This is a genomic window from Scytonema hofmannii PCC 7110 (assembly GCF_000346485.2).
Taxonomy (GTDB): domain Bacteria; phylum Cyanobacteriota; class Cyanobacteriia; order Cyanobacteriales; family Nostocaceae; genus Scytonema; species Scytonema hofmannii.
This window is the reverse complement of the sequence record NZ_KQ976354.1, coordinates 7,331,208-7,352,130: the sequence shown is the minus strand read 5'-3', so window position 1 is coordinate 7,352,130 and position 20,923 is coordinate 7,331,208. Positions and strand designations below refer to the sequence as shown.

At 41.8% G+C, this 20,923-nt stretch carries 22 protein-coding genes; 12 read left to right on the top strand and 10 right to left on the bottom strand.

Going from position 1 to position 20,923, the window contains the following annotated elements; translation table 11 throughout:
• Positions 1 to 120: 120 nt before the first annotated feature.
• Positions 121 to 1,971 (top strand): DUF3685 domain-containing protein, encoded by a 1,851-nt coding sequence (locus tag WA1_RS30780; RefSeq protein WP_017740464.1) that lies wholly within the window; start codon positions 121 to 123, stop codon positions 1,969 to 1,971.
• A gap of 73 nt (positions 1,972 to 2,044) precedes the next feature.
• On the opposite strand, the gene WA1_RS30775 is transcribed toward WA1_RS30780, so the two are convergent.
• The 3 genes from WA1_RS30775 to WA1_RS30765 form a co-directional block, all read right to left on the bottom strand.
• Positions 2,045 to 3,526: a dihydrolipoyl dehydrogenase family protein gene (locus WA1_RS30775; RefSeq protein WP_026134361.1), complete on the bottom strand. Its 1,482-nt coding sequence runs from the start codon at positions 3,524 to 3,526 to the stop codon at positions 2,045 to 2,047.
• 81 nt (positions 3,527 to 3,607) lie between these two features.
• A complete protein-coding gene (gene cobD / locus WA1_RS30770; protein ID WP_017740466.1) occupies positions 3,608 to 4,720 on the bottom strand; it encodes a threonine-phosphate decarboxylase CobD in 1,113 nt (370 codons plus the stop codon).
• A 26-nt stretch (positions 4,721 to 4,746) separates the two neighbouring features.
• Positions 4,747 to 5,031 (bottom strand): HU family DNA-binding protein, encoded by a 285-nt coding sequence (locus WA1_RS30765; protein WP_009457351.1) that lies wholly within the window; start codon positions 5,029 to 5,031, stop codon positions 4,747 to 4,749.
• A gap of 388 nt (positions 5,032 to 5,419) precedes the next feature.
• Here WA1_RS30765 and WA1_RS30760 point away from each other — a divergent pair, with 388 nt between their 5' ends.
• The 8 genes from WA1_RS30760 (at position 5,420) to ftsY (ending at position 12,894) form a co-directional block, all read left to right on the top strand.
• Positions 5,420 to 6,040, top strand: a complete 621-nt coding sequence (locus WA1_RS30760; RefSeq protein WP_017740467.1) for a TIGR04282 family arsenosugar biosynthesis glycosyltransferase — start codon at positions 5,420 to 5,422, stop codon at positions 6,038 to 6,040.
• A gap of 379 nt (positions 6,041 to 6,419) precedes the next feature.
• Positions 6,420 to 7,256, top strand: coding sequence for a hormogonium polysaccharide biosynthesis protein HpsJ (gene hpsJ-B / locus WA1_RS30755; RefSeq protein ID WP_017740468.1), 837 nt, complete (start codon positions 6,420 to 6,422; stop codon positions 7,254 to 7,256).
• Positions 7,257 to 7,426: 170 nt separating this feature from the next.
• Positions 7,427 to 8,308 carry a glycosyltransferase family 2 protein gene (locus WA1_RS30750; RefSeq protein ID WP_017740469.1) on the top strand — a complete coding sequence of 294 codons (882 nt, stop codon included), beginning with the start codon at positions 7,427 to 7,429 and terminating at the stop codon, positions 8,306 to 8,308.
• Positions 8,309 to 8,467: 159 nt separating this feature from the next.
• Complete coding sequence (locus WA1_RS30745) at positions 8,468 to 8,659, top strand: DUF6888 family protein (protein ID WP_336389816.1); 192 nt, start codon at positions 8,468 to 8,470, stop codon at positions 8,657 to 8,659.
• Positions 8,640 to 8,822: a DUF6887 family protein gene (locus WA1_RS30740; RefSeq protein WP_017740471.1), complete on the top strand. Its 183-nt coding sequence runs from the start codon at positions 8,640 to 8,642 to the stop codon at positions 8,820 to 8,822. The genes WA1_RS30745 and WA1_RS30740 overlap by 20 nt, the downstream gene beginning before the upstream one ends.
• Before the next feature lie 673 nt (positions 8,823 to 9,495).
• Positions 9,496 to 10,269, top strand: coding sequence for a DUF502 domain-containing protein (locus WA1_RS30735; RefSeq protein ID WP_026134362.1), 774 nt, complete (start codon positions 9,496 to 9,498; stop codon positions 10,267 to 10,269).
• Between the two features lie 134 nt (positions 10,270 to 10,403).
• Positions 10,404 to 11,060, top strand: a complete 657-nt coding sequence (gene nusB / locus WA1_RS30730) for a transcription antitermination factor NusB (protein ID WP_017740473.1) — start codon at positions 10,404 to 10,406, stop codon at positions 11,058 to 11,060.
• A gap of 139 nt (positions 11,061 to 11,199) precedes the next feature.
• The gene (ftsY, locus tag WA1_RS30725; RefSeq protein ID WP_017740474.1) at positions 11,200 to 12,894 is read left to right on the top strand and encodes a signal recognition particle-docking protein FtsY; all 1,695 of its coding nucleotides are present in this window, start codon (positions 11,200 to 11,202) and stop codon (positions 12,892 to 12,894) included.
• Between the two features lie 62 nt (positions 12,895 to 12,956).
• On the opposite strand, the gene WA1_RS57405 is transcribed toward ftsY, so the two are convergent.
• A complete protein-coding gene (locus WA1_RS57405) occupies positions 12,957 to 13,133 on the bottom strand; it encodes a hypothetical protein (protein ID WP_158516719.1) in 177 nt (58 codons plus the stop codon).
• Positions 13,134 to 13,400: 267 nt separating this feature from the next.
• Here WA1_RS57405 and WA1_RS30720 point away from each other — a divergent pair, with 267 nt between their 5' ends.
• The gene (locus tag WA1_RS30720; protein WP_017740475.1) at positions 13,401 to 14,804 is read left to right on the top strand and encodes a GAF domain-containing SpoIIE family protein phosphatase; all 1,404 of its coding nucleotides are present in this window, start codon (positions 13,401 to 13,403) and stop codon (positions 14,802 to 14,804) included.
• Positions 14,805 to 14,831: 27 nt separating this feature from the next.
• Here WA1_RS30720 and WA1_RS60430 read toward each other — a convergent pair whose 3' ends face one another.
• Positions 14,832 to 14,960 (bottom strand): hypothetical protein, encoded by a 129-nt coding sequence (locus WA1_RS60430; protein WP_272819260.1) that lies wholly within the window; start codon positions 14,958 to 14,960, stop codon positions 14,832 to 14,834.
• A 125-nt stretch (positions 14,961 to 15,085) separates the two neighbouring features.
• Between WA1_RS60430 and WA1_RS30715 the strand changes: the two genes are divergently transcribed.
• Together WA1_RS30715 and crtW are read left to right on the top strand one after the other, a co-directional pair.
• Positions 15,086 to 15,280 (top strand): chlorophyll a/b-binding protein, encoded by a 195-nt coding sequence (locus tag WA1_RS30715; protein ID WP_017740476.1) that lies wholly within the window; start codon positions 15,086 to 15,088, stop codon positions 15,278 to 15,280.
• Positions 15,281 to 15,781: 501 nt separating this feature from the next.
• Positions 15,782 to 16,537: a beta-carotene ketolase CrtW gene (gene crtW / locus WA1_RS30710; RefSeq protein ID WP_026134363.1), complete on the top strand. Its 756-nt coding sequence runs from the start codon at positions 15,782 to 15,784 to the stop codon at positions 16,535 to 16,537.
• 32 nt (positions 16,538 to 16,569) lie between these two features.
• Here crtW and WA1_RS30705 read toward each other — a convergent pair whose 3' ends face one another.
• From WA1_RS30705 to WA1_RS30685, 5 genes are all read right to left on the bottom strand, one after another.
• Complete coding sequence (locus WA1_RS30705) at positions 16,570 to 17,250, bottom strand: hypothetical protein (protein ID WP_017740478.1); 681 nt, start codon at positions 17,248 to 17,250, stop codon at positions 16,570 to 16,572.
• A gap of 62 nt (positions 17,251 to 17,312) precedes the next feature.
• Complete coding sequence (locus WA1_RS30700; protein WP_017740479.1) at positions 17,313 to 17,990, bottom strand: hypothetical protein; 678 nt, start codon at positions 17,988 to 17,990, stop codon at positions 17,313 to 17,315.
• 147 nt (positions 17,991 to 18,137) lie between these two features.
• Positions 18,138 to 19,226 carry a heat-inducible transcriptional repressor HrcA gene (gene hrcA, locus WA1_RS30695; RefSeq protein ID WP_017740480.1) on the bottom strand — a complete coding sequence of 363 codons (1,089 nt, stop codon included), beginning with the start codon at positions 19,224 to 19,226 and terminating at the stop codon, positions 18,138 to 18,140.
• Positions 19,227 to 19,652: 426 nt separating this feature from the next.
• Entirely contained in the window at positions 19,653 to 20,000 is a 348-nt protein-coding gene (locus WA1_RS30690) for a rhodanese-like domain-containing protein (protein WP_017740481.1), read from the bottom strand.
• Between the two features lie 201 nt (positions 20,001 to 20,201).
• Positions 20,202 to 20,918 (bottom strand): coiled-coil domain-containing protein, encoded by a 717-nt coding sequence (locus WA1_RS30685; RefSeq protein ID WP_017740482.1) that lies wholly within the window; start codon positions 20,916 to 20,918, stop codon positions 20,202 to 20,204.
• Positions 20,919 to 20,923 lie beyond the last annotated feature (5 nt).

The window sequence follows — 20,923 nt, the reverse complement described above, 5'->3', positions numbered from 1 at the left end:
CAGCCTATGAGAATTATTAATCATTTATTGAGTTGCTAAAACAGGTGACAATAGGGAAATTAAGCTAATTTGTAAAGCTGGTTGTTACCTAATAAAAACAACACTTGTTTTTAGCCAACTATGAGCGATCGCCCGTTGAAACTACTGTTAATTGACCAAGACCCTATTTTTCGGTTAGGGCTGAGGGTAGCGTTGGAAGTCATCCCTGACATTGAGGTGATATCCGAAGCCGAAACAGATACCACTGCATTGCAGATCCTAGCAGAACTTGCACAAAATGATCCTAATCGTGTGAACTTGGTGGTTTTAGAACTGGGCAACGGTCACTCCATCTCAAGCCAACAACTGGGTTTACAACTCTGTCGGCATTTGAAAATTCAATACCCCAACTTGCCAGTGTTGCTTCTAAGTTCTACTCAAGAACAAGGAATACTCTTAGCAACAAAGGCGGCGGGAGTCAATGGTTATTGTCCTAAAGGTGTACCTGTTGCTGAATTAGTGACTGCCATGGAAGAAGTAGCCGCAGGGCGTTCATCTTGGTACGGGGTAGTAGGAGGACAGAAGGGCTGGGGAGCAGAGGAGCAGAGGGGACAAGGGAGAAGTACAAATAACCAATCCAAAATCCAAAATCCAAAATCCAAAATCCAAAATCGGTTAATCCCCTTACTTCGTCTGCGGAATAAACTGCGCCTGTCGGGTGCTAGTTACATCAACGCTACTTTGGCAGAGGTTACCGCAAAACTACAAGTTCCTGGGCTTCCACTTTTAGAACAAGCATCTCTAGCTGGGCGACGGCGAGAACTGTTAGCCGCCCGTTGGTTACTCGATCAGTTATTAACTTCACCTTTGGAAAGGCAACAAGTAGAGGCGAGAGTCTCCTACGATCGCGATTCCCTCACCCGTGATGTTCCTCAAGGCAATTATTTTGCGGACGTGCGATCGCAGTTTCCCATAGACTTACCTTCACGCCCTTCCCGTCACAATTCAGATTTTTTAAAACCTCCAAAACCCTCAGTTTTACCTAGTCCCAGAGCACTACAAGCAGAATTATTTGCTCTTTGTGTTACAAAAATTCAGTTTTCTTCGCAAAATTTAACTAATGTGGTTTTAGAAATTGATATTTTGCGTGAAGATAAAAAACGCGAACTTCTCTATATGATTCTGCAAAAAGTTGCAGATACGTTGGATAAAATGCGTACATCTCATGTTGAAATTTCCGACATAGATAACTTAAAAGAGACTGTGTTACTTGATATATGGCGAGAATCAACTATAGATTTTTTTGGAAAATTTTCTAAGATTAGAGTTGGCGATCGCAATTTAGAAATCGTCAATTTACTGCTCCAGGATGCTGTTGTTGTTCAAAGAGAAATTCTCAATAAAATACCCTTCTTTGTCGAATTATTTACCTACTTATTATTTCAAACAGATTTACAAGTAGATAATACTTCGTATCCACCTAATAGTTCTGAAGCCAAAGAGCAGGCAGAAAATATTCTAGAAAATCTTTTGATTCAAATTGCAAATGGTGTATTTCAGCCACTCCTAAACTCTTTATCAGATGTAGAAGCCATCAAACAAAATTTCTACACCCGACACTTTATTTCCACGCGAGAGATAGAAAAATTTAGAAATAATTTATCATGGAAGTATCGTTTAAGCACTTACGTATCTGAGCCTAAAGCAATTTTTGAAAGCCGCTACGAGCTTTTTATTTTTGCACCTCGTGGTATTGCGAAAATTTCACTTTATGCGCCTCGTAGTCAAGAACTTGCTCAGCTTTCTGGCATTCCGCTAGTTGTCACCTTAGCGATAGAATTTCGAGATTCATTAACACCTCGGTTGCAATCATTACTCTCTTTTTTAGGAAACGGTGTCGTATTTGTTTTAACACGAATAATTGGTCGTGGTATTGGTTTGATTGCTCGCGGTATCATCCAAGGAATTGGTAATGTTTCTTTAAGACGTTAGTGGTTAGTTGTTGGTTGCTAGTTGTTAAGTGTCTTGTTTTCCTACTAACCACTAACAACTAACCACTAACCAATTACAAATTCCAATTTCGCCGTAGGTGAAAAAAGCTTTCAAGAAAATCTTGCCAAGCAAGATCGCTATTGAGCTTATGCTGACTCCAAGAAAGGGCTGTTTGCTCTAAAATCTCTGAGAAACTGGGATACAGAGGTGCTATGTGAGCTAAGCGAGTTACCTTAATTTTTTGCGCGATCGCTAAAGCAATCACATGAATAAATTCTATTGCTTTCGCACCAAAGATAGAAGCTCCTAATATTTCTCCATGATTCAGGGTAATCAATTTACATATACCTGTTGTTTCATCTTGGATTTGGGCTGATGCTATAGATTTAAAATATTGTCTTACAACTATAATTTTATCTAGGCTGTATTGACGTTTAGCTTGTGCTTCAGTTAAACCAACTTGTGCTACTGATGGATAAGTAAATATACCCCAAGGAATCTGTTGATAATTAACTTTCTGTCTTGAGAAAAAGAGCGCATTTTGTACAGCAATTCTTGCCTCATAGTTAGCAAGATTAGCAATTGCATAGCCACCAATAACATCACCACAAGCCCAAATACGACGATTGGTGGTTTGCAGGCGATCGTTGACTAATAAGCGATGACTATTCCACTTAACATCGACTGCAGCTAAATTTAAAGATTCAATATTTGGGTGTTGTGCAGTTGCGACTATAATTTCATCTGTTTCAATAGCTTTATCTCCTACTTGCAGCCATTTTTGATTCTCAATTCGTCTGACTTGAGTGACAGGTGATTGTGTCATAATACGCACACCTTCTGCTTCTAACTGGCTGCAAAGGAGTTGGGATATCTCAAAGTCAACTTGCGGAAGAATGTTTTTTCTAGCTACAATCAGCGTCACATCATAATCCAAACGCGCTAAAGTTTGAGCCATTTCGATACTTTGGGGAACACCACCAATAATCACCCACTGCTTGGGTGGCGTAGGGCTGCTAAGAGACTGCCAAACATCAGGTATGGTAAGAAAACCTATTTTTTGCAATCCTTCAATTTCTGGTATTTCCGGACGCGAACCCGTAGCTAGTAAATACGTTCGAGCGCGAAGCTGGCGATTGTTGACCACAAATGCAAGAGTTGGTGATGGTTGAAATTGACCATCACCAACAATAACATCCACTCCTTGCGCCGCTAGGATCGCAGGTGAATATTGTTCTTGAATCTTGGAGATAATGCCTTGAGAGTAAAGTAATGCTTGGGAAGCATCTACAGAACTTTGGCACTGCTGTTCATTGTCAGCACATGAAATGTGAAGCCCTTTGAGAAATGCCCCATCAAGTTGCTTAGCGAAGTTGCTGATTTGACTAAATGCTTGGTGATAGACAAACCCGTAAAGGGCATTAGCCAAATATAATTCACCATTTACTGTTGGTTCTACCAAAGCAACTTTAGCCTTAAATTGGGTTGCACTTAGGGCAGCAAAGCGTCCAGCTAAACTGCCACCAATAATCACAACATCGTAGTCATTAGTCACTTTTTTGTCCTTTGTCCTTTGTCCTTTGTCCTTTGTCATTAGTCATGATTTGACCAATGACTAATGACCAATGACCAATGACTAATGACTAATGACTAATGATAAAGCTTTTAGCAAGCGATGGTTATCTGAAGAAGAAAGCACGGCAACACGGAAATAGCGATCGCCTAATTCAGGAAAACTTAGGCAATCCCGAATTAAGATTCGGTGGTCTTTGAGTAATTTTTGCTGCAACTGCAATACTGATTGTTGTGACTCAACGAGTAAAAAATTAGCAGCACCATCCAAGGGTTGTAATTCTGGCAAAGAGGCTAAACCAAGGAAAAGCTGGTTTCGTGTTGGTGGTAACCATGCCCAGGTTTCTGCCTGAAACACCTCATCTTGGAGAGCAGCGACGGCTGCTGCGGCTGCTAAGGTGTTTACAGGCCAAGGGTCACGCCATAACTGCCAGCGCTGCAATCTGTCGGGATGCGCGATTGCATATCCCAGGCGCAATCCTGGCAAACTGTAGAATTTGGTCAGCGATCGCAAAATCACTAAGTTTGGATAATCTTGCACCATATCGATCGAGCTTTGTTCCCGATCTGGAGGCAAAAAATCCATAAAAGCTTCATCTACTACCACTAAAGCAAATGTCTCAAGATATGGCAGAATTGCTTCCCGCGAAAATAACTTTCCTGTTGGATTGTGAGGATTATTAAGCAATAGTCCTTTGTCAAAAGTCCTGAGGTTTTTGTCAAGAATTTCTGACAAAGGACTTAAGAAAGCCACTGAATTCAACGGGGGTGATTCCTGCTCCTCAGTGGCTGTTAATGGCACGGGAAACTCCAGAACTTTGGCATCGTATGCCGCCAGCGCCCGATAGTAGTCGCCAAAGGCTGGAGCGATTAAAACTGTTGCGGCTAATTGTGCTAATTCTCTGCCTGCAAGAGAGAGCAACTCTGCCGAGCCGTTACCCGGCAAAATCCACTCTGGAGAGAGTTTATGAAAGTGACTGAGAGCAAGTCTCAGTTCACAGTAATTTGGGTCTGGATAATGCCTGAGATTATCCAATTGGGACGTAATAGCAGCGAGAGCGCTTTTTGGCGGTCCCAAAGGGCTAATGCTGGCAGAAAAATCCAGAATTGCATTTGAGGGACAATCAGCCAGTGCGGAAGCCCAAGCTAAATTTCCCCCGTGTTTAGGTCGCCGCATCAAAAAAAGCTCGCGATTGGGAGAACTTATGATTTTGGGGGCGCAACTTTTTCCCTAAACAGTTTTCCAGCTGAAAAAGCAGGAACTTTAGTTGCAGGAATTTCCATCTTTTCGTTGGTTTTGGGGTTGCGACCCTCACGAGCTTTGCGTTCCCGTGATTCAAAGGAACCAAATCCCACCAGAGTCACTTTATCTCCAGAGGATACAGCTTCAATGATGGTTTCCAGTGCAGCTGTCAGAACTGCATCAGCTTGTTTCTTGGTCACACTAGCTTTTTCTGCTACTGCATCAACTAATTCGCCTTTGTTCATGTCAAACTCCTAAGGTTTACTTGAGATTGTGTACAGATGCTCCCTGATGCATCTCTACTTAATTCTTTATTCGGAGATTTACAGAAGTCGGTCTTTTTGAGTATTTATGCCTAAAAAGGCTGTAACTCCCATCGGCTCGACTTTTCAATGAATCATTCTAAAGTGTCCCAGCCAGAAGTGGATAGATGAAACCATTAATTTATATAGATTTCAGGATTTTTTGTCTAAATTGGGTAATTGTTGCACCAAAAACTACCCCTAAAGTAGGAATAAGTACTTAGAAAATACCCTTCTTCCTCTCATAACGGAGGGAAATAATTCACAATTCGCAATCTCCACCTGACCAGTGACCAATCCAAAATCCAAAATCTAAAATCCAAAATCCCCAATGCTAAAACAGCATCTAGTTATATTTACGCGCTATCCTGAACCTGGCAAGACAAAAACCCGATTGATCGGCGCTTTAAGTCCAGAAGGCGCGGCTGAGCTTCAGCGCCAAATGACCGAACACACAATATCTCAGGTAAAACAGCTGCTCATAGGCTTTAGTTTATCTTTTGAAGTGCGGTTTGCAGGTGGGAATTTGCCAATTGTGCATGATTGGCTGGGTTCTGACTTAATTTGCCAGCCTCAAGGAGAAGGAGACTTGGGTGAGCGCTTGGTGCGATCGCTTTTGTATGCTTTTGAATCAGGAGCAGAAAGAGTTATTATCATTGGGACAGATTGTCCTGACATCAATGCTGGAATTCTTGTCAAGGCCTTTGAGCAACTTCACCATAAAGATCTCGTGTTAGGGCCAGCAGAAGACGGTGGTTATTACTTGATTGGTTTACAACGCCCCATCCCAGACTTATTTGCTAACATCACTTGGGGAACTTCTCAAGTCCTACAACAAACTATAGAGATTGCCCATCTGCTGAATCTATCAGTCGGTTACCTACCTGTTCTATGCGATCTCGATCGCCCAGAAGATTTACCGTTGTGGGAAAAATTTGTTTCTTCCCCCTAAAGGAGTATTTACTGTTGCCACAGACAGTGTATATGTTTATCTGGTATTCTTCAACACAGGTATTTTGGGAACCTCGGACTGGGGACTGGGGACAAGGGGGACAAAAGAGAATAACTTATCCCCAATCCCTAATCCCTAATCCTCAATTCAAAAAAATAATCTCCCAATCATAAATAACGGATAGCATCATGGGAACAATATTCCAGTACCTTGGATTCAACTACCTCACTGCTCTTAGAGGGTGGGATTGTCCGGAGTAGGACTTTGAGGGGTCAGATTTGACCGTATTCCTCACTACCCTACAACGTTAGCAGGTAAGAAGGAATACGGAGTTCAGATGCAACGAAACTTTCACGCTTTGTATGTGAGGTAAAAAACTATGAATACTCATTTAGCTGCTGTAACTGCTGCCCGCACTGCTAAAGTCGTGGGACTCATTCTAATAGTGTCTTTCTTTGTGGACTTTCTGATTCTTTTGTTTCCCTTCCAACCAACTAACAAGGCATGGCAAATTGATTTGGCAACGGCGTTGGTTGACCGAGGAATTGTGCCACTCGTGGGTTTGGGTTTCCTTTTTGCTGGATACTGGATTGACAGTATAGATGATGGAAATCGTCCCGGTATCGACCTGAGATTTCCAGCGTTTATACTGTCAAGCATTTTGGGCTTGATGTTTTTGCTGATTTTTCCCTTACACCTCAATAATGTTCGCCAAGCAAGTGCTACTAGGGTAGAGCAAATCAGTAAGGATGCCGAAGCTGCAGAAAATCAATTAAAAACCCAGCTCAATCAAGTGCAAGCTCAATTGAGTAACGATAAAGTCAGAGCAGCCGTAGAACAACAAAAATCTCAAATCAGAAATCAGTTTACCGAACTGTTAAAAGACGATCAACGCTACAAGCAAGCACTTGAAAACCCAAATATCCCCCAAGCTCAAAAAGATTTGCTCAAGAAGTTTAAGGCAAATCCCCAAGAACTTGACAAATTTATTGCCCAGCAAAGCGATCCTCAAGCTTTAGCAAATCAACAACTGAGCACAATTCGGGAGCGGAAGGAAGAAGCTGAGAAACAAGCCAGAGAAAGGGCATGGAAATCAGGATTGCGAATTGGAATGAGCAGTTTGCTGTTGTCTATTGGTTACATCATCATTGGTTGGACTGGAATAAGAAGTACGGGTGCTACACAAGGTGGTGGACGCAAAGTTCCTGCACGGTAATCCACTCTCCGCAGGCAGTAGAATAAATCACCCCTTTATAGGTGGTTCATACTGCCATTGCATTCGGAATTTCAGTGACCAGTGACCAGTGACCGATATCACATATTGCCATTAAAATTGACAAAAAGTATACTTTGTCACAGATGAGTTATTATGACTAACAATTTGAGATGTTTTCGATTTACATATTGACTTATAATGAGGAGTTGGACATCGCTGCTTGTATAGAGTCGGCAATGCTATCAGATGATATTATTGTTGTGGATTCATGCAGTCGCGATCGCACTATAGAAATTGCCAGTCGCTATCCAGTACGTGTTGTAGAACATGCTTTTGAAAGCCACGGTCATCAACGAACTTGGATGCTAGAAAATATACCTCCCAAGCATGAATGGGTTTATATTCTCGAAGCAGACGAGCGCATGACACCAGAACTGTTTGCAGAATGCAATACGGCAATTCAAAGCCAGGAACACATCGGCTACTATGTTGCCGAGCGAGTCATGTTTATGAACCGTTGGATTCGGCGCAGCACGCAATACCCCCGCTATCAAATGCGCCTTTTCCGCCACGGCAAAGTCTGGTTTATAGACTACGGTCACACTGAGCGCGAAGTGTGTGACGGTTCTACAAGCTTTTTAAAAGAAACCTACCCTCATTATACCTGTAGTAAGGGTTTCAGCCGTTGGATAGAAAAACACAATCGCTATTCTACTGATGAAGCCAAAGAAACTGTCCAGCAATTAGAGGGTGGGAGAGTTCATTGGCAAAATCTATTATTTGGCAAGACAGAAGTTGAACGACGCCGTGCTCTCAAAGATTTATCTTTACGTGTACCAGCTAGACCTTTAATTCGTTTCTTCTATATGTATTTTGTCTTAGGTGGTTGCTGGGATGGGCAGGCGGGTTTTACCTGGTGTCTCTTACAAACTTTCTATGAGTATTTAATTTTACTGAAGGTTTGGGAAATCAGGAATATGCCCATACCTACCGAATATGCAAAAACCCCTGAAACTCAAGTCACTGAGTTGGTCTCAAATTCTGCTGATTAGAATATCTGAGTCCCTGTCACTGACCCCCGAATAGAATTCGGGGGCTTATAAGCGGGAGGCTTACCAACTCCTTAATACGAGACTAAAACAGAGTCTAGGCGCTAACTCTCGTGGTGAGCAATGGGGTATTCTGCCAGAGTACGCGATACTAGCAATTAAATGATGCAACCAACAATAGAACAACTAAAAACGCTGTATCGAGTGTGCATTATGGCAAGTAATTTGCTAAAACCAATGAACGTGACTCGGTTAGATGAACGAACAAAGCGCATATTCATTCTGGTTGGAGAGACAATAGAAATTGAGATTGACATTGATGGAGGAATGATTTATGACGGAATCAAATTTTGAAGGTATGACACGGGCTGAATTACTGGCATATGTACGTCAAAACCCTCAAGACACAGAAGCTTTCCATAAATACATGGATATGTTAGCAACCGCACCTGGTCGCGTAAAAATACCACCAGAACAAATTGATGCAGTATTACCAAAAATACTGAGAGAAAATTAAAAACTGGTGCTTTCTTAAGAACCGCCAGTTTCTAACTCTACACTTGGAATGCCCTCTCTATATGGAGGCATTTTTCATTTTACCAGTACCACATCAGGTGTAGGCTGTGATACAGGGTACAAAGTTGAGCGATGAATGCTACTTATGTTTTAGGGATTCTTCCCATGATAAGCAGCTAATCGGTCAAGCATCCTCATCTCGTGCTGATAGACGTAGAAATGGACGCTTTCAGTCCTCCTACGCGGTTCTCAGTTATTTCGAGCCATGTTGAGTCTCTAGCATATGAGTTTTTAAGATTTCTCGAAGTGTTGCTTGTGGTTGGAACTCAGGGAATAGTAAGAGTTTCTCTACTGGGAAATTGATGAGCACCTTTCAAAAAAATGTTATACTAGATTTATATATCTTAATAAAATTCACATTATTTTCTAAACTACCCAATTTGACCGTATTTAAAATGAATCCTCAAAAAGGGCAAATGTAACTAGAGTTAAGCCGTAGTTTTAGAACAATTAGCAGCTTTTGATCTCACAAGGTAGTATTAGTAATACGTTAAAAGACTTGAACAATCATTTACAAGTCTTAAAGTGAAGCGCTCAGTCAGCCGTTAGCAGTCAGCAAAAAGCTGAAAGCTAGAGTTTGACACCTAAACGATAGTAGCTAAATGGCTAATAATATGAGTACCAATAAAAAAAATTCCACGAGCCTAAAAAAGGAGAATGGGGGTTTGGCAATCAATCGCTGGAAACAGGACCTCAAAAATGACCTGATTGCAGGTTTGTTAGTCGTTATTCCCCTAGCTACCACAATCTGGCTAACAATCACTGTTGCAAGTTGGGTTGTCAACTTTCTAACCCAAATTCCCAAACAACTGAATCCGTTTCAGGGGATGCATCCTATTGTAGTCAACATACTGAATCTCTTGGTAGGGCTAATGGTGCCGTTACTGAGTATTCTTTTGATTGGCTTAATGGCTAGGAACATTGCAGGACAGTGGTTACTAAATGTGGGTGAGCGTCTCCTACAGGCAATTCCCTTAGCTGGACAGGTATATAAAACTCTTAAGCAGCTTTTAGAAACACTATTAAAAGATACAAATGGCAAATTTCGCCGTGTTGTTTTAGTAGAGTATCCACGAAGGGGAATATGGGCGATCGCTTTTGTGACTGGCAATATAAGCAATGAGATTCAATCTCAAATGCCAAATTCAATGTTAAGCCTTTTTATTCCGACAACCCCCAATCCCACAACGGGATGGTATGCAGTTGTTCCAGAAGAGGAAGTCCTTAACTTGTCAATGTCTATTGAAGATGCGTTTAAAATTATAGTCTCTGGTGGGATTGTTTCTCCAAATACATCGTTAGCCCCATTAGTAATTCCAAAAGAGCGCAAACTGGAAGTTCCTCCTTTAGAGACAAAATGCCAAGTTATACCTCTTGAAGAGGGTTAAAGTTGCTAATCGTTAATTGCTAATTGCCAATCTAGCCTTAGTTACCACCACCAACCATATACGGGCGTAGAACCTTACGCCCCTACTAACCACTAATTATTAACCCCTAACCCCTAATCCCTTCATTAACTTTTATGCAAGAGCGAAAACCCCGTCAAATTGCCCGTGAATTGGCACTTTTAAGCCTCAGCCAGTTGCCAGTTAATCCGAAAAAATTGGAGAAGATGGAGCAAGATCGGCTCGTCACCAAGTTAGTACTTGCTGCTGTACGCACCTTAAGATCTGAAGTGCAGGATACTCTAGATAACGCAGCGGCAGAATTACAACGCAGTAACGATCGCTTGTTGAGCAGCCAAACTCGCACGAACGATCTCGATACTGCCAGAACAATGGTTAAAGAAGCGATCGAGTACACGCAAACAGCAATTAACAAGTTAGGTGCGGCTGTGGAGTTTCCGGAACTGATTCAACTGGCAAATCAAGATAGAGAAGTTCGAGAGTATGCTCTTAACATCATTCTTGTAGTCAATGAAAACCGCGACGCTATAGATGAAAAAATTTCCAGCGCCCTAGTCGATTGGCAAGTGACTCGCCTTGCTCACATAGATCGTGATATTTTGCGAATTGCTGTAGCAGAAATGAAGTATCTTGAAGTGCCTCAAAGCGTAGCGATTAATGAAGCTGTCGAGCTAGCTAAGCGGTACAGCGAAGAAGATAGCCATAGGTTCATCAATGGTGTTTTGCGCCGAGTCATTGAGCAGAAAAAATTAACCGTGACCAGTGACCAGTGACCAGTGACCAGTGACGTCGGTCACTGGTTGTTGATTGGTTGACGCCCTGAGTAAAAAAAATAGTACCATTAGGATTGTCAGTAGAAGACATTAAAACTTACCCCCGGACTGGGGAAACGTCAAAACAACCCTAGCTGCAATGGTTTTTAATTGGTTCCGCCGTCAACATAATGAGCCTTCTGGTACTCCTTCTGAAGATAAGCAGCCAGAAACACCTGCTGTACAACAAACCCAACCAGAACCAGCCGCAACGTCAACGGCAGAGAATGCAACCGACGTAGCTGTAGATTTGCTAGCTTATGCAAAAGCAGCTTACAAAAATATTCAGCAAAGACAGCAAGCTGACGAGCAATCTGAAACTTTATCTGACGAAGCAACTACAGAAACTTCCCAGCTGAAAGAAGTTACAGAAACGCCACAACCTCAAGAAGAAAAAAGCTTAGAGGACAAGGAAGATAAGGAAGTTTTTCTGAGTCAACCAACTACTGATGACCAAACCCAAGCAGAATTGAGTGTAGCACCACTAGAGCAAGCTACAGCTGAAGCACAGGAAGTGGAAAACTCCCCATCACCTTTAGAGATTAGAGGTGATGGGGAGTTAGGGACAGAGGAAGGTGTAGCGACTGAACCAACAGTCATCACAAACGAGGAAACTCAAAGAGCAGTACCAACAACACTCTCCTTTCTAGAAAAGGCAGCAGCAGAAAGGCAAGCTAAGCAAGAACGTCTCATTGCCAGTGCGATCGCAGAACCAGAACCAGAGGTAGTACAACCAGCAGCAACAACGACTTCTCGACAAGAACAAGAGGAAATTCCTGGATTTGCTTTCGATGAAGGATTTTTGTGGTCTACAGAAGTCTTAGCTGCACAAGGTAGGCGTCCCGAAGACATTTCTCTTGAAGAAATTACTTGGCTGAAGAAACTGCGCCAAGGTTTAGATAAAACTCGCCGTAACATACTCAACCAACTGAAAGCTATAGTTGGTCAAGGACCGCTCAACCTAGCAGCTGTCACAGAAATAGAATCTTTGCTTTTGCAAGCTGATGTAGGTGTGGAAGCAACCGACTATATCATCAGCACCTTACAAAAAAGGCTTCGCCAAGAAGCGTTACCACCAGAAGAAGGTATTGCATATCTCAAATCAATCCTTCGGGATATGCTGGACACGCCAATACAGAAATCCGGCAAACTTTCCTCCTTTGCACCAGAAAAGGAAACCCTAAACATTTGGTTAATGACTGGAGTGAATGGGGTTGGTAAAACCACCACCATTGGTAAGATTGCCCACCTAGCCAATAAATCTGGATATAAATGCTTGATTGGTGCTGCTGACACCTTCCGCGCTGCGGCTGTGGAACAGGTAAAAATTTGGGGTCAAAGAAGTGGTGTCGAAGTTATTGCTAATCCTGCAAAGAATGCAGATCCAGCAGCTGTTGTATTCGATGCAATTTCTGCCGCATTAGCACGAGAAACAGAATTACTTTTGGTAGACACTGCAGGGCGACTGCAAAATAAAAAGAATTTAATGGACGAACTCAGTAAAGTTCGTCGTATTATTGATAAAAAAGCTCCCAATGCCAAAGTAGAGTCTTTGCTGGTTTTAGACGCGACTTTAGGTCAAAATGGGCTGCGACAAGCAGAAGTCTTTTCTCAAGCAGCACAACTGAGTGGTGTCGTTTTAACAAAGCTTGATGGCACTGCCAAAGGTGGAGTCGCCCTTGCTGTTGTGCAGCAACTTGGCTTACCCATTCGCTTTATTGGTGCAGGCGAAGGTGTTGAAGACTTACGACCTTTTTCTAGCTACGAGTTTGTGGAAGCACTTTTGAGTGGTTAGTAGGGGCGCGGCGGCCTTGCCCCGTACATGGTTAGTCCTTGGTGGGAGCAAGGCTCTGCGCTCTAGATAATTACTGGTGAGCCTAGTGGTATTACGTCTTGTTCGCGCACTGGCTCGACTTTGCGTGAGACAACAAAAATGTCTGCAATTCCTGACAAAGCCGATCGCACAATATTCTCTAGTGATAGTTTAAATGTTGGCAGTGTCGTGGTAAATTCAGCGACACTTTGTACTTTCAATATTTCCAGTGGAAGGTGACAAATCAAAAAAAATATGATAAAATAATAAGCCTCTTACGCGCTCATCAAAAAAATCTGTTTTCTAAAACACTTAGCTCTTATATATACCTATTGACTGATACAAGAAAATATATATAAAAATCCAAGTCATACGTCTTTCTACTCTTGCTAAATTGACAATCTTGTCACAATATGATTTAGCAATACCAGAACAGAAGTATTTATAACTAATCTAAAGATCTGCTTAAGTAAAGTGCAATTATAGCTGTGCCTGTGTCTCAACCACCCTCTCAACCTACTGACAGTAACGCGACTAGTGCTGGTACGGATGTGACTCCTGTAATAGCGCTGAAAGAGCTTGTGGCACGGTTACATCGAGAACAAAATAAAATTCAAGACTTACTGAGTTCATTGGGATTTGCCTTAAGAAGTTTCAACAATCTCAATCAGTTTCTGGAACTGATTCCACTGATGGCGACAAGGGTAACAGATGCGGATGGAAGTGCTTTGTTTTTGTATAAACCTAACGGTCAAGTCAGATTAGAACAACTTCACTGGCAAGATAGCCGTCAGCGTAAAAATATCCGCAAAGCCTTAGAAACAGCTAGCAGCCAAATTACGTATGTGCCAAACTCCCAACCTTTGGCAACAAATACAGGAGTGTTGGATGACCATATGCATCGCCACTTGGGACCAGACATACACGTCTTTGGCACAGCTATTCTGGTAAAGCATACAGAACGAGGATGGCTTTATGTTTTAAGTCGCGATCCAGAGTACAGTTGGACGGAAACCAGACAAAAGTTAGTTCGGTTGATTGCAGATCAAACTGCGGTGGCGATCGAAAACGATGAATTAGCTGTAGAACTGAGGAAAAAAGAACGTCTCGACCAAGAATTAGAAATTGGTGCAGAAATTCAAAGACGGCTTCTACCACGCCAGTACCCAACCATCCCAGGCGTAGCGCTTGCAGCCCGCTGTAAACCTGCCAATCGCGTTGGTGGGGATTACTATGACTTTATTCCTACCAATCACCATCAAATTCAGTACAACAACAATGGTCGTTCTGCTGAAATGGATGGTCGTTGGGGTTTAGTGATTGGGGATGTGATGGGCAAAGGTGTTCCCGCCGGATTAATTATGACTATGATGCGGGGAATGTTGCGGGGAGAAGTTTTACACAGTCATACCCCAGGTCAAATTCTGGAAAACCTGAATCGAGTCATGTATGCGGATTTGGAAAATTCTCACCGCTTTGTCACTATGTTTTACTCCGAGTATGACCCAATAACCAGGATTTTGTCATACACCAATGCTGCCCATAATCCTCCCATGTGGTGGCATGCCACTACAAAAACAGTGACGCGCTTGGATAGCTGTGGTATGCTGATTGGCTTGGATGCTAGCAGCCAGTACGAAGACGCCCGCGCTCAGTTAGAATCGGGCGATACTATCCTTTACTATACAGATGGCTTAACTGATGCCGCATGTGCAAGTGGCGATCGCTTTGATGAAGAAAATCTTCTTGTTGCCTTTAACTATGCTTGTCGGATTTGTAATAGTCCAGCAGAGATATTAGATTATCTATTTGACCGAGTGGAACAATTCATCGGTGAGGACAGGCAAAATACCGATGATATGACATTAGTTGTTTTGCAGGTTGAACCTTAACAGTGACCAGTGACCAGTGACCAGTGACTAGTTAATCCCTATATTTCGGATAGTTGAAGTTTCATGTAATGTGTAGAGCAACACTACGTATCGATACACAAAATCTTCTTCTCGGTAGTGTGGATGGAACTCTACAGTTCTTTTGTTATAAATCATTCACATATATCCTCAAGAAATTCATTCTTGGGATTAGCTCATTGTTTTGTACTCCAGACAGATAGCGCCAATTGCGCTAGCCAATACTATGAAAAATGTAACTATGAACTTCAGGAAACTTAACAATGGAACTTTATCCCACAGATGCTACTGAAAAGGCGTACAACGGTAGTGACCGCAATGCTGTGAAATTCGGGTTTACTCCTCAATCCGAACTATGGCAAGGACGTTTGGCAATGATTGGCTTTCTGGCATATCTTTTATGGGATCTCAATGGTTACAGTGTAGTGCGTGACGTATTGAATCTCCTTGCTCGGTAACCATACAGTAATTTGCTTCTGAAACTAGTGATCCACCACATTAATTTTGATGGGTAAGTTTGCTCAGATCCCCGACTTCTTAAAGAAGTCGGGGATCTTGCAGACCCTTACAAACTTGCACTTGTAACCTACATTCCGCACCCCCTACTGTCACAATCGGTTTTCTCGGATTTATACTAACGAGAAAAGCTGTATTTTATACAAAAATGAGTAAATTATCGATGGCGATCGCCAACCCCAAATCCTCAAACGTCCAAAATTCGTAGTGTGACACTTTAGGGTGCGGAAGGTGGGTTGTAACACCCAATACTAAATAAACTTTGAACCAAAGATAGTTGTTGGGTATGTAATTATTAAAGTAACTTAATATTTCTATACAATATAAATGCTGGTGTTGCTTGAAGCACAGCGCCGATCGCGATTCAGAGGTTATCTGATAGACGATAGGTTTGCCCTAACGTAATTTTTTGCATTTTCACCCAAGACGGAGTCAATAGCGTGATCCAACAATTAGAAAAACCACCCAGTCCTCAAATAAAATTAAATGGTGAATCTACTACTGGGCTTTTTAGTGCTATTACCATAATAGGTATATGGGCAGCCAGCTTAATTTATTTACTTTCAGTAGACATTTCCAAATTTAATTTTTTAACTGTATTACTAGGTGTAATCTGGCAAACATTTCTCTATACGGGATTATTTATTACTGCTCACGATGCTATGCATGGAGTGGTATTTCCTAAAAATAGCAAAATCAATCACTTTGTTGGGTCGTTAAGTTTGTTACTTTACGGTTGGTTATCCTACAACAAATTAATCAAAAAGCACTGGCTACACCACCATCATCCGGCAAGTGAATTAGATCCAGACTTCCATAACGGTCAGCATAAAAACTTTTTTTCATGGTATTTGTATTTCATGAAAAATTACTGGAGTTGGCAGCAAATTATTGTTTTAACAGGTATCTATAATCTTTCTCATTTCCTACTCCATATACCCAGATGGAATTTGAGTTATTTTTGGGCAGTACCCGCAGTCTTAAGTTCCGTGCAGTTATTTTATTTTGGTACTTTCTTACCCCATCAAGAACCAGAAGAAGGTTATTCAGACCCCCATCGCGCCCAAACGATTTCGCGTCCAGTTTGGTTGTCATTTATCACTTGCTATCATTTTGGCTATCATAAGGAACACCATGAATATCCTCATGTTGCATGGTGGCAATTGCCTGAAGTTTATAAATTAAAGAGTCATTCGTAATTATTCTTAAAAAAATTAGGAATTACGAATTACTAATTACGAGCTAATGTGGTTTGCCTGTGTCGAGCAATGTTATTTTCCAGTATTGGCGGGCGCAGGCAAAGATACGCAAGCGGACCGAGTAGGGGAACAAGCGCTACAGCCCAAAACAACTGAGGGTTATCTAATCTTCGCCTTGCCATCTCATCATCAAGCACGGTGGGAAATAACAGACAAAACAGGCACACTGCCAAACTCATACCGTTGATAAAACGATCGCTTTGAAACTGCTGCCAAAAATCTGCCCAATCACCCAGAACAAAAGCATAGCCCAGTATGGGCAGAGTACTTAAACTGAGAACAATACCGAACAAGCGAGAATCCAAAAGATTTAGGCAAGAATCCTTTCGTCCAGCGAATTCTTGATTCGATTCCCGAAAAGCTAAATAAGGCAAAAGACCAAGAATACCCGCACCAACACCAGCCAAAGCAAAAGGCCAGAAAGGAATCCATTGCATTCTGCCATCAAAGAACAAAACACCACTGTAAATCAGCAGCAAAATACCTACCAGAGCAAAAATTGAGATGACAATTGGATTAATTGCTAACCAATTCAGCGTCAAGATGTTTTTCAAGAGAGTGAGTGTTTCCTCTAAATGCAAAGGAGGTGCCAAAAATAAAATGTAGGCTATAAATCCAACCCACAATGACCAAAGAGTTACTTTTTTAATCATGAATCAATGTTCTATCTTTACTATAGGGTTGGGCTGGGGAAAATTGATGTTCATGCTTTTCTCTAACCCCCAATCCCTAATCCTTGACCCCTAACCTCTGTATCCAGTTTTGGTAAAGGTGGACGTATACATAAGTACATCAAAGGAGCAAACAGAGGGATCAACACAATCAACCAGAAAATCTGAGGATTATCCAGCCCCCGTCGAGACATATCATCTTTAAGTAACGCTGGAAACAACAGACAAAGCAAACAAAAATCAAGGCTCATAACATGAATAAAGCGGCTGGATTGCCACTGACCTACAAAATCCCGCCAGTCACCAACCCCAAGACCGTAAGCGACTAGAACAATAGTGGAAGCAGTTAGAGCAATACCAGTCAAGCGAGAATCCAATATTGCCAAAAAAAGATTCTTTTTGCCAAGAAACTTTGGATTGGGTTCTCGTAGCGATAAATAAGGTAGCAGAGCAAATGCTCCAACACCAAAGGAACCTGTGGCAAACAGCCCAGCAGGGACTTTTTGCCCTCTACCATCAGCAAAAATGACTGCGCTATAAATCAACGGCCAAACACCCATAATGTAAAAAAGTGATATCACCAAGGGATTAATTCCTTGCCACTGACCAATACAAAGATTTTTAATCAGATCGAATGTATTGGGTTGATTCGGAGGGGCGAAGAAAGAGGCGTAGATAATAACGGTCAACCACAAGACCCCAAAAGCAATTTTTCTCACCATAATTTGACCAGTTACGTATACGGTACTTGCACCATTATTTATTTAAGGAACAAAGGAATTGATTTATGATTCAAATCCCCTACTTTTAAGTATGGGGATTAACTGGTCACTGGTCACTGGTCACTGGTCACTGGTCACTGGTCACTGTTAAGAATTGAACGAACTGAAAGCTTCTGACAGGTAATCAGCTGCGGCTGACACAACTACGATCGCACTTTCATAATCCAAGCGCGTTGGTCCCAAAACGCCTACACTACCCACGGGTACTAAGCCGCGACGGTAAGTGGAGGATATTAAGGAGCAAGTACGGATGGGTTCTAAAGGATTTTCAGAACCAATACGAACAGTAACTCGTGGCTTCCCCACTTCCTCAGTTTCTGGTTGTTCAAATATTAACTGCCAAAGTTGGTCTTGTTCTTCTTCCAGCAGGTGGATAAGCGTTTTCACTTGCTGTAATTCCGAGAATTCTGGTTGACGTAAAACCTCAGCGATTCCGCGAACCATGATTTGTGTTGCAGATGGTTTAAGAGTGCGACGGCTTAACTCTGCCAATGATTTTTTCAAAAAGTTGCTATAGCTTTGGAATTCTCGGTCAAGTTCGCTCCAATCAAGATTGGCGAGTTCCACCAAACTGCGCCCCCGCAAATGGCTGTTTAAAAAGTTAGATACTATTTGCAACTTATGGTCGATGGCTTCTGCGTCGAGTTGTGTATTGTCTTGTTCGGGCGGTAAGTCCAGCACTGCTGAATGTGTTTCATATCCGTCTGTTACAACAATCAGCATGACTCGTCCTGCTTCAATTTGCACCAGTTGTAGATGCCTGACAACAGCCGCACCAGTTTGTGGCATGGTGATTAAGGTAATGCAACCACTTAAGGTTGAGAGGATTTGTGCAGCTCCTTGTAGAATTGCTTCCCAGCTCCACTCTTCCCATTTGAGGTTTTGTTGGAGTACGACCTCTACTTCCTTACCTAAAGTTTCAGAAGGTGTAATCAGGCGATCGACATAAATGCGATAGCCTGAATCGGAAGGGACTCGTCCGGCGGAGGTATGGGGTTGGTATAAGAACCCTGATTTTTCCAACGCGCCCATCACATTGCGAATGGTTGCCGAACTCACACCAAGGTTATATTCCTCAACAAGAGCTTTGGAACCGACAGGTTCCGCCGTGGCAATGTAATGGCGTATGGTTGCCCAAAGTATGTGTTGTTGCCGATTGGTTAACTGAACTTGCATAAGGGGGTGGTTTATTGAAGCAGAATTTTAAGTAAAGTTTGAAAAAATTAATGGACGCAACTCCAACAAGAATGAATATTTGTAAAGAAAAATATCAAAATATGTACTTTATTTGAAATAAGTAGAGTAAAGTTCCAGTATAGCCCCTAATAAAGTGTTCATTAAAACAAAGTGAGTTAGGTTAACAACCTCAGGTCTTTCGAGATAGAAAACTTGCATATACCATGCACGATCTCATAAGCTTCTAAAGAGCGCTGTATTTTCAGTTACTAATTTTCACTTGAACTCGAACAATTAGATAGGAGTTGAGCCACTGAGAGACTTGTTCCATAAAGCTTAAGCACTAAATCTACTGTGTTAAAGATAGCAAAAGTTAGTTATAATTGCCAGTCAGATTAGTTGAAAAAGATACTTTTTAAAGCAGAATTAGTACTGAGGAACAGACGGGTCAACCAAATTAGAGTAAGCATCAATTCCCCCTGCAATGTTCTTAACATTTGTAAACCCTTGAGCAACTAACCACTGACACATCTGAGCGGAACGGACGCCGTGGTGACAGAGTACGAGAGTTTCAGCGTGGGGATTCAAGCGAGTTTGAATTTGTTCCCCCCAATGAGCAAATTGACTCAAAGGTAAATTGACAAAGCCATTTATGCTAGCGATCGCGACTTCTTGCGGTTCGCGTACATCCACAAGCTGAAGGTCTGGCTCTTGTGAAGATAAACGTTGACCTAGTTCCTCAACGCTAATTTGGGTGAAAGATTGCTCGCTCATGTCTGCCTGTCATGAAGTTTTACGATAATTGCCTGTATATTCATGTTCGCAGAAAATTGGCAGCTTTGTGGTTAGTTAGCGATCAGCCGTGCGGTGCTCACAGATCTTCCTGTATGAGTGGTGGGCTGCGAGCACCGCACTACAAGAAACGTTGGGAGATTTTTTTATTTGGAAGTCCCTTACCCAAGGTGAAACCTTGATTTATCGAATCGCCAAAACGAGGGCTATAAAAGCAGTGCTAAATGCAATTCCAAACAACCAATTACGTAGAGACTGCTGGCTTTTTGCTTGGATTTGTTGTTTTTGTAACTCTCGTTGTAGTTGCTTGATTTCTCCATGTAGTTCAATGACTAAAGTATTTTTAGTATTTTCAATATCATTGCTAAAATTTTCTACTTCTACTCTCATTGTTTGAATAGATTTCTTATCTGATTGAATTTGTAGAGCTAAATCGGATATTTCCGAACGCGTTGCTTCTAATTCAGATACTGTTTGCTTTACTGCTGAATGTATTTGCAACATATCTTGCAGTTTATTCAGTGATGTTTCAATACCTGAGTGCAACTGATGATTAATAATCTGGATTTCGCTTAATACATGATGTCCCTCCTGAAGTTCTTGTCGCAGCTTTTCTAAACCTGCTTGTCCCCCCAAATCTGTTAAAGTGTTTGCAACCAAAGTGCGAAATTGGTTCACAATTTCTTCCTCCTGCAATTGTACCTGTCTTTGAACTTGTTCAATCATTTGATTTTGTGAATTAAGAATATCAGTTTTTTTTATTTCAACAAATTGTGAAATTTCATCTTGAGTTGCTTGGATTTGCTCTAAAACTGTGTTTGCCGACTCTTTAGCTGCTTGAATTACGATCGCAAGTTGTTCGAGTTGCTGAGCTATTTGTTCATCTGTATACTGTGTCATTGAGT

What these genes read in the sequence shown, in the direction of transcription:
- WA1_RS30780 (WP_017740464.1), top strand. Translation starts at nt 121, where the DNA reads ATGAGCGATCGCCCGTTGAAACTACTGTTAATTGACCAAGACCCTATT.
- cobD (WP_017740466.1), bottom strand. Translation starts at nt 4,720, where the DNA reads ATGCGGCGACCTAAACACGGGGGAAATTTAGCTTGGGCTTCCGCACTG.
- WA1_RS30765 (WP_009457351.1), bottom strand. Translation starts at nt 5,031, where the DNA reads ATGAACAAAGGCGAATTAGTTGATGCAGTAGCAGAAAAAGCTAGTGTG.
- WA1_RS30760 (WP_017740467.1), top strand. Translation starts at nt 5,420, where the DNA reads ATGCTAAAACAGCATCTAGTTATATTTACGCGCTATCCTGAACCTGGC.
- hpsJ-B (WP_017740468.1), top strand. Translation starts at nt 6,420, where the DNA reads ATGAATACTCATTTAGCTGCTGTAACTGCTGCCCGCACTGCTAAAGTC.
- WA1_RS30750 (WP_017740469.1), top strand. Translation starts at nt 7,427, where the DNA reads ATGTTTTCGATTTACATATTGACTTATAATGAGGAGTTGGACATCGCT.
- WA1_RS30745 (WP_336389816.1), top strand. Translation starts at nt 8,468, where the DNA reads ATGATGCAACCAACAATAGAACAACTAAAAACGCTGTATCGAGTGTGC.
- WA1_RS30740 (WP_017740471.1), top strand. Translation starts at nt 8,640, where the DNA reads ATGACGGAATCAAATTTTGAAGGTATGACACGGGCTGAATTACTGGCA.
- WA1_RS30735 (WP_026134362.1), top strand. Translation starts at nt 9,496, where the DNA reads ATGAGTACCAATAAAAAAAATTCCACGAGCCTAAAAAAGGAGAATGGG.
- nusB (WP_017740473.1), top strand. Translation starts at nt 10,404, where the DNA reads ATGCAAGAGCGAAAACCCCGTCAAATTGCCCGTGAATTGGCACTTTTA.
- ftsY (WP_017740474.1), top strand. Translation starts at nt 11,200, where the DNA reads ATGGTTTTTAATTGGTTCCGCCGTCAACATAATGAGCCTTCTGGTACT.
- WA1_RS60430 (WP_272819260.1), bottom strand. Translation starts at nt 14,960, where the DNA reads ATGATTTATAACAAAAGAACTGTAGAGTTCCATCCACACTACCGAGAA.
- WA1_RS30715 (WP_017740476.1), top strand. Translation starts at nt 15,086, where the DNA reads ATGGAACTTTATCCCACAGATGCTACTGAAAAGGCGTACAACGGTAGT.
- WA1_RS30705 (WP_017740478.1), bottom strand. Translation starts at nt 17,250, where the DNA reads ATGATTAAAAAAGTAACTCTTTGGTCATTGTGGGTTGGATTTATAGCC.
- WA1_RS30700 (WP_017740479.1), bottom strand. Translation starts at nt 17,990, where the DNA reads ATGGTGAGAAAAATTGCTTTTGGGGTCTTGTGGTTGACCGTTATTATC.
- hrcA (WP_017740480.1), bottom strand. Translation starts at nt 19,226, where the DNA reads ATGCAAGTTCAGTTAACCAATCGGCAACAACACATACTTTGGGCAACC.
- WA1_RS30690 (WP_017740481.1), bottom strand. Translation starts at nt 20,000, where the DNA reads ATGAGCGAGCAATCTTTCACCCAAATTAGCGTTGAGGAACTAGGTCAA.
- WA1_RS30685 (WP_017740482.1), bottom strand. Translation starts at nt 20,918, where the DNA reads ATGACACAGTATACAGATGAACAAATAGCTCAGCAACTCGAACAACTT.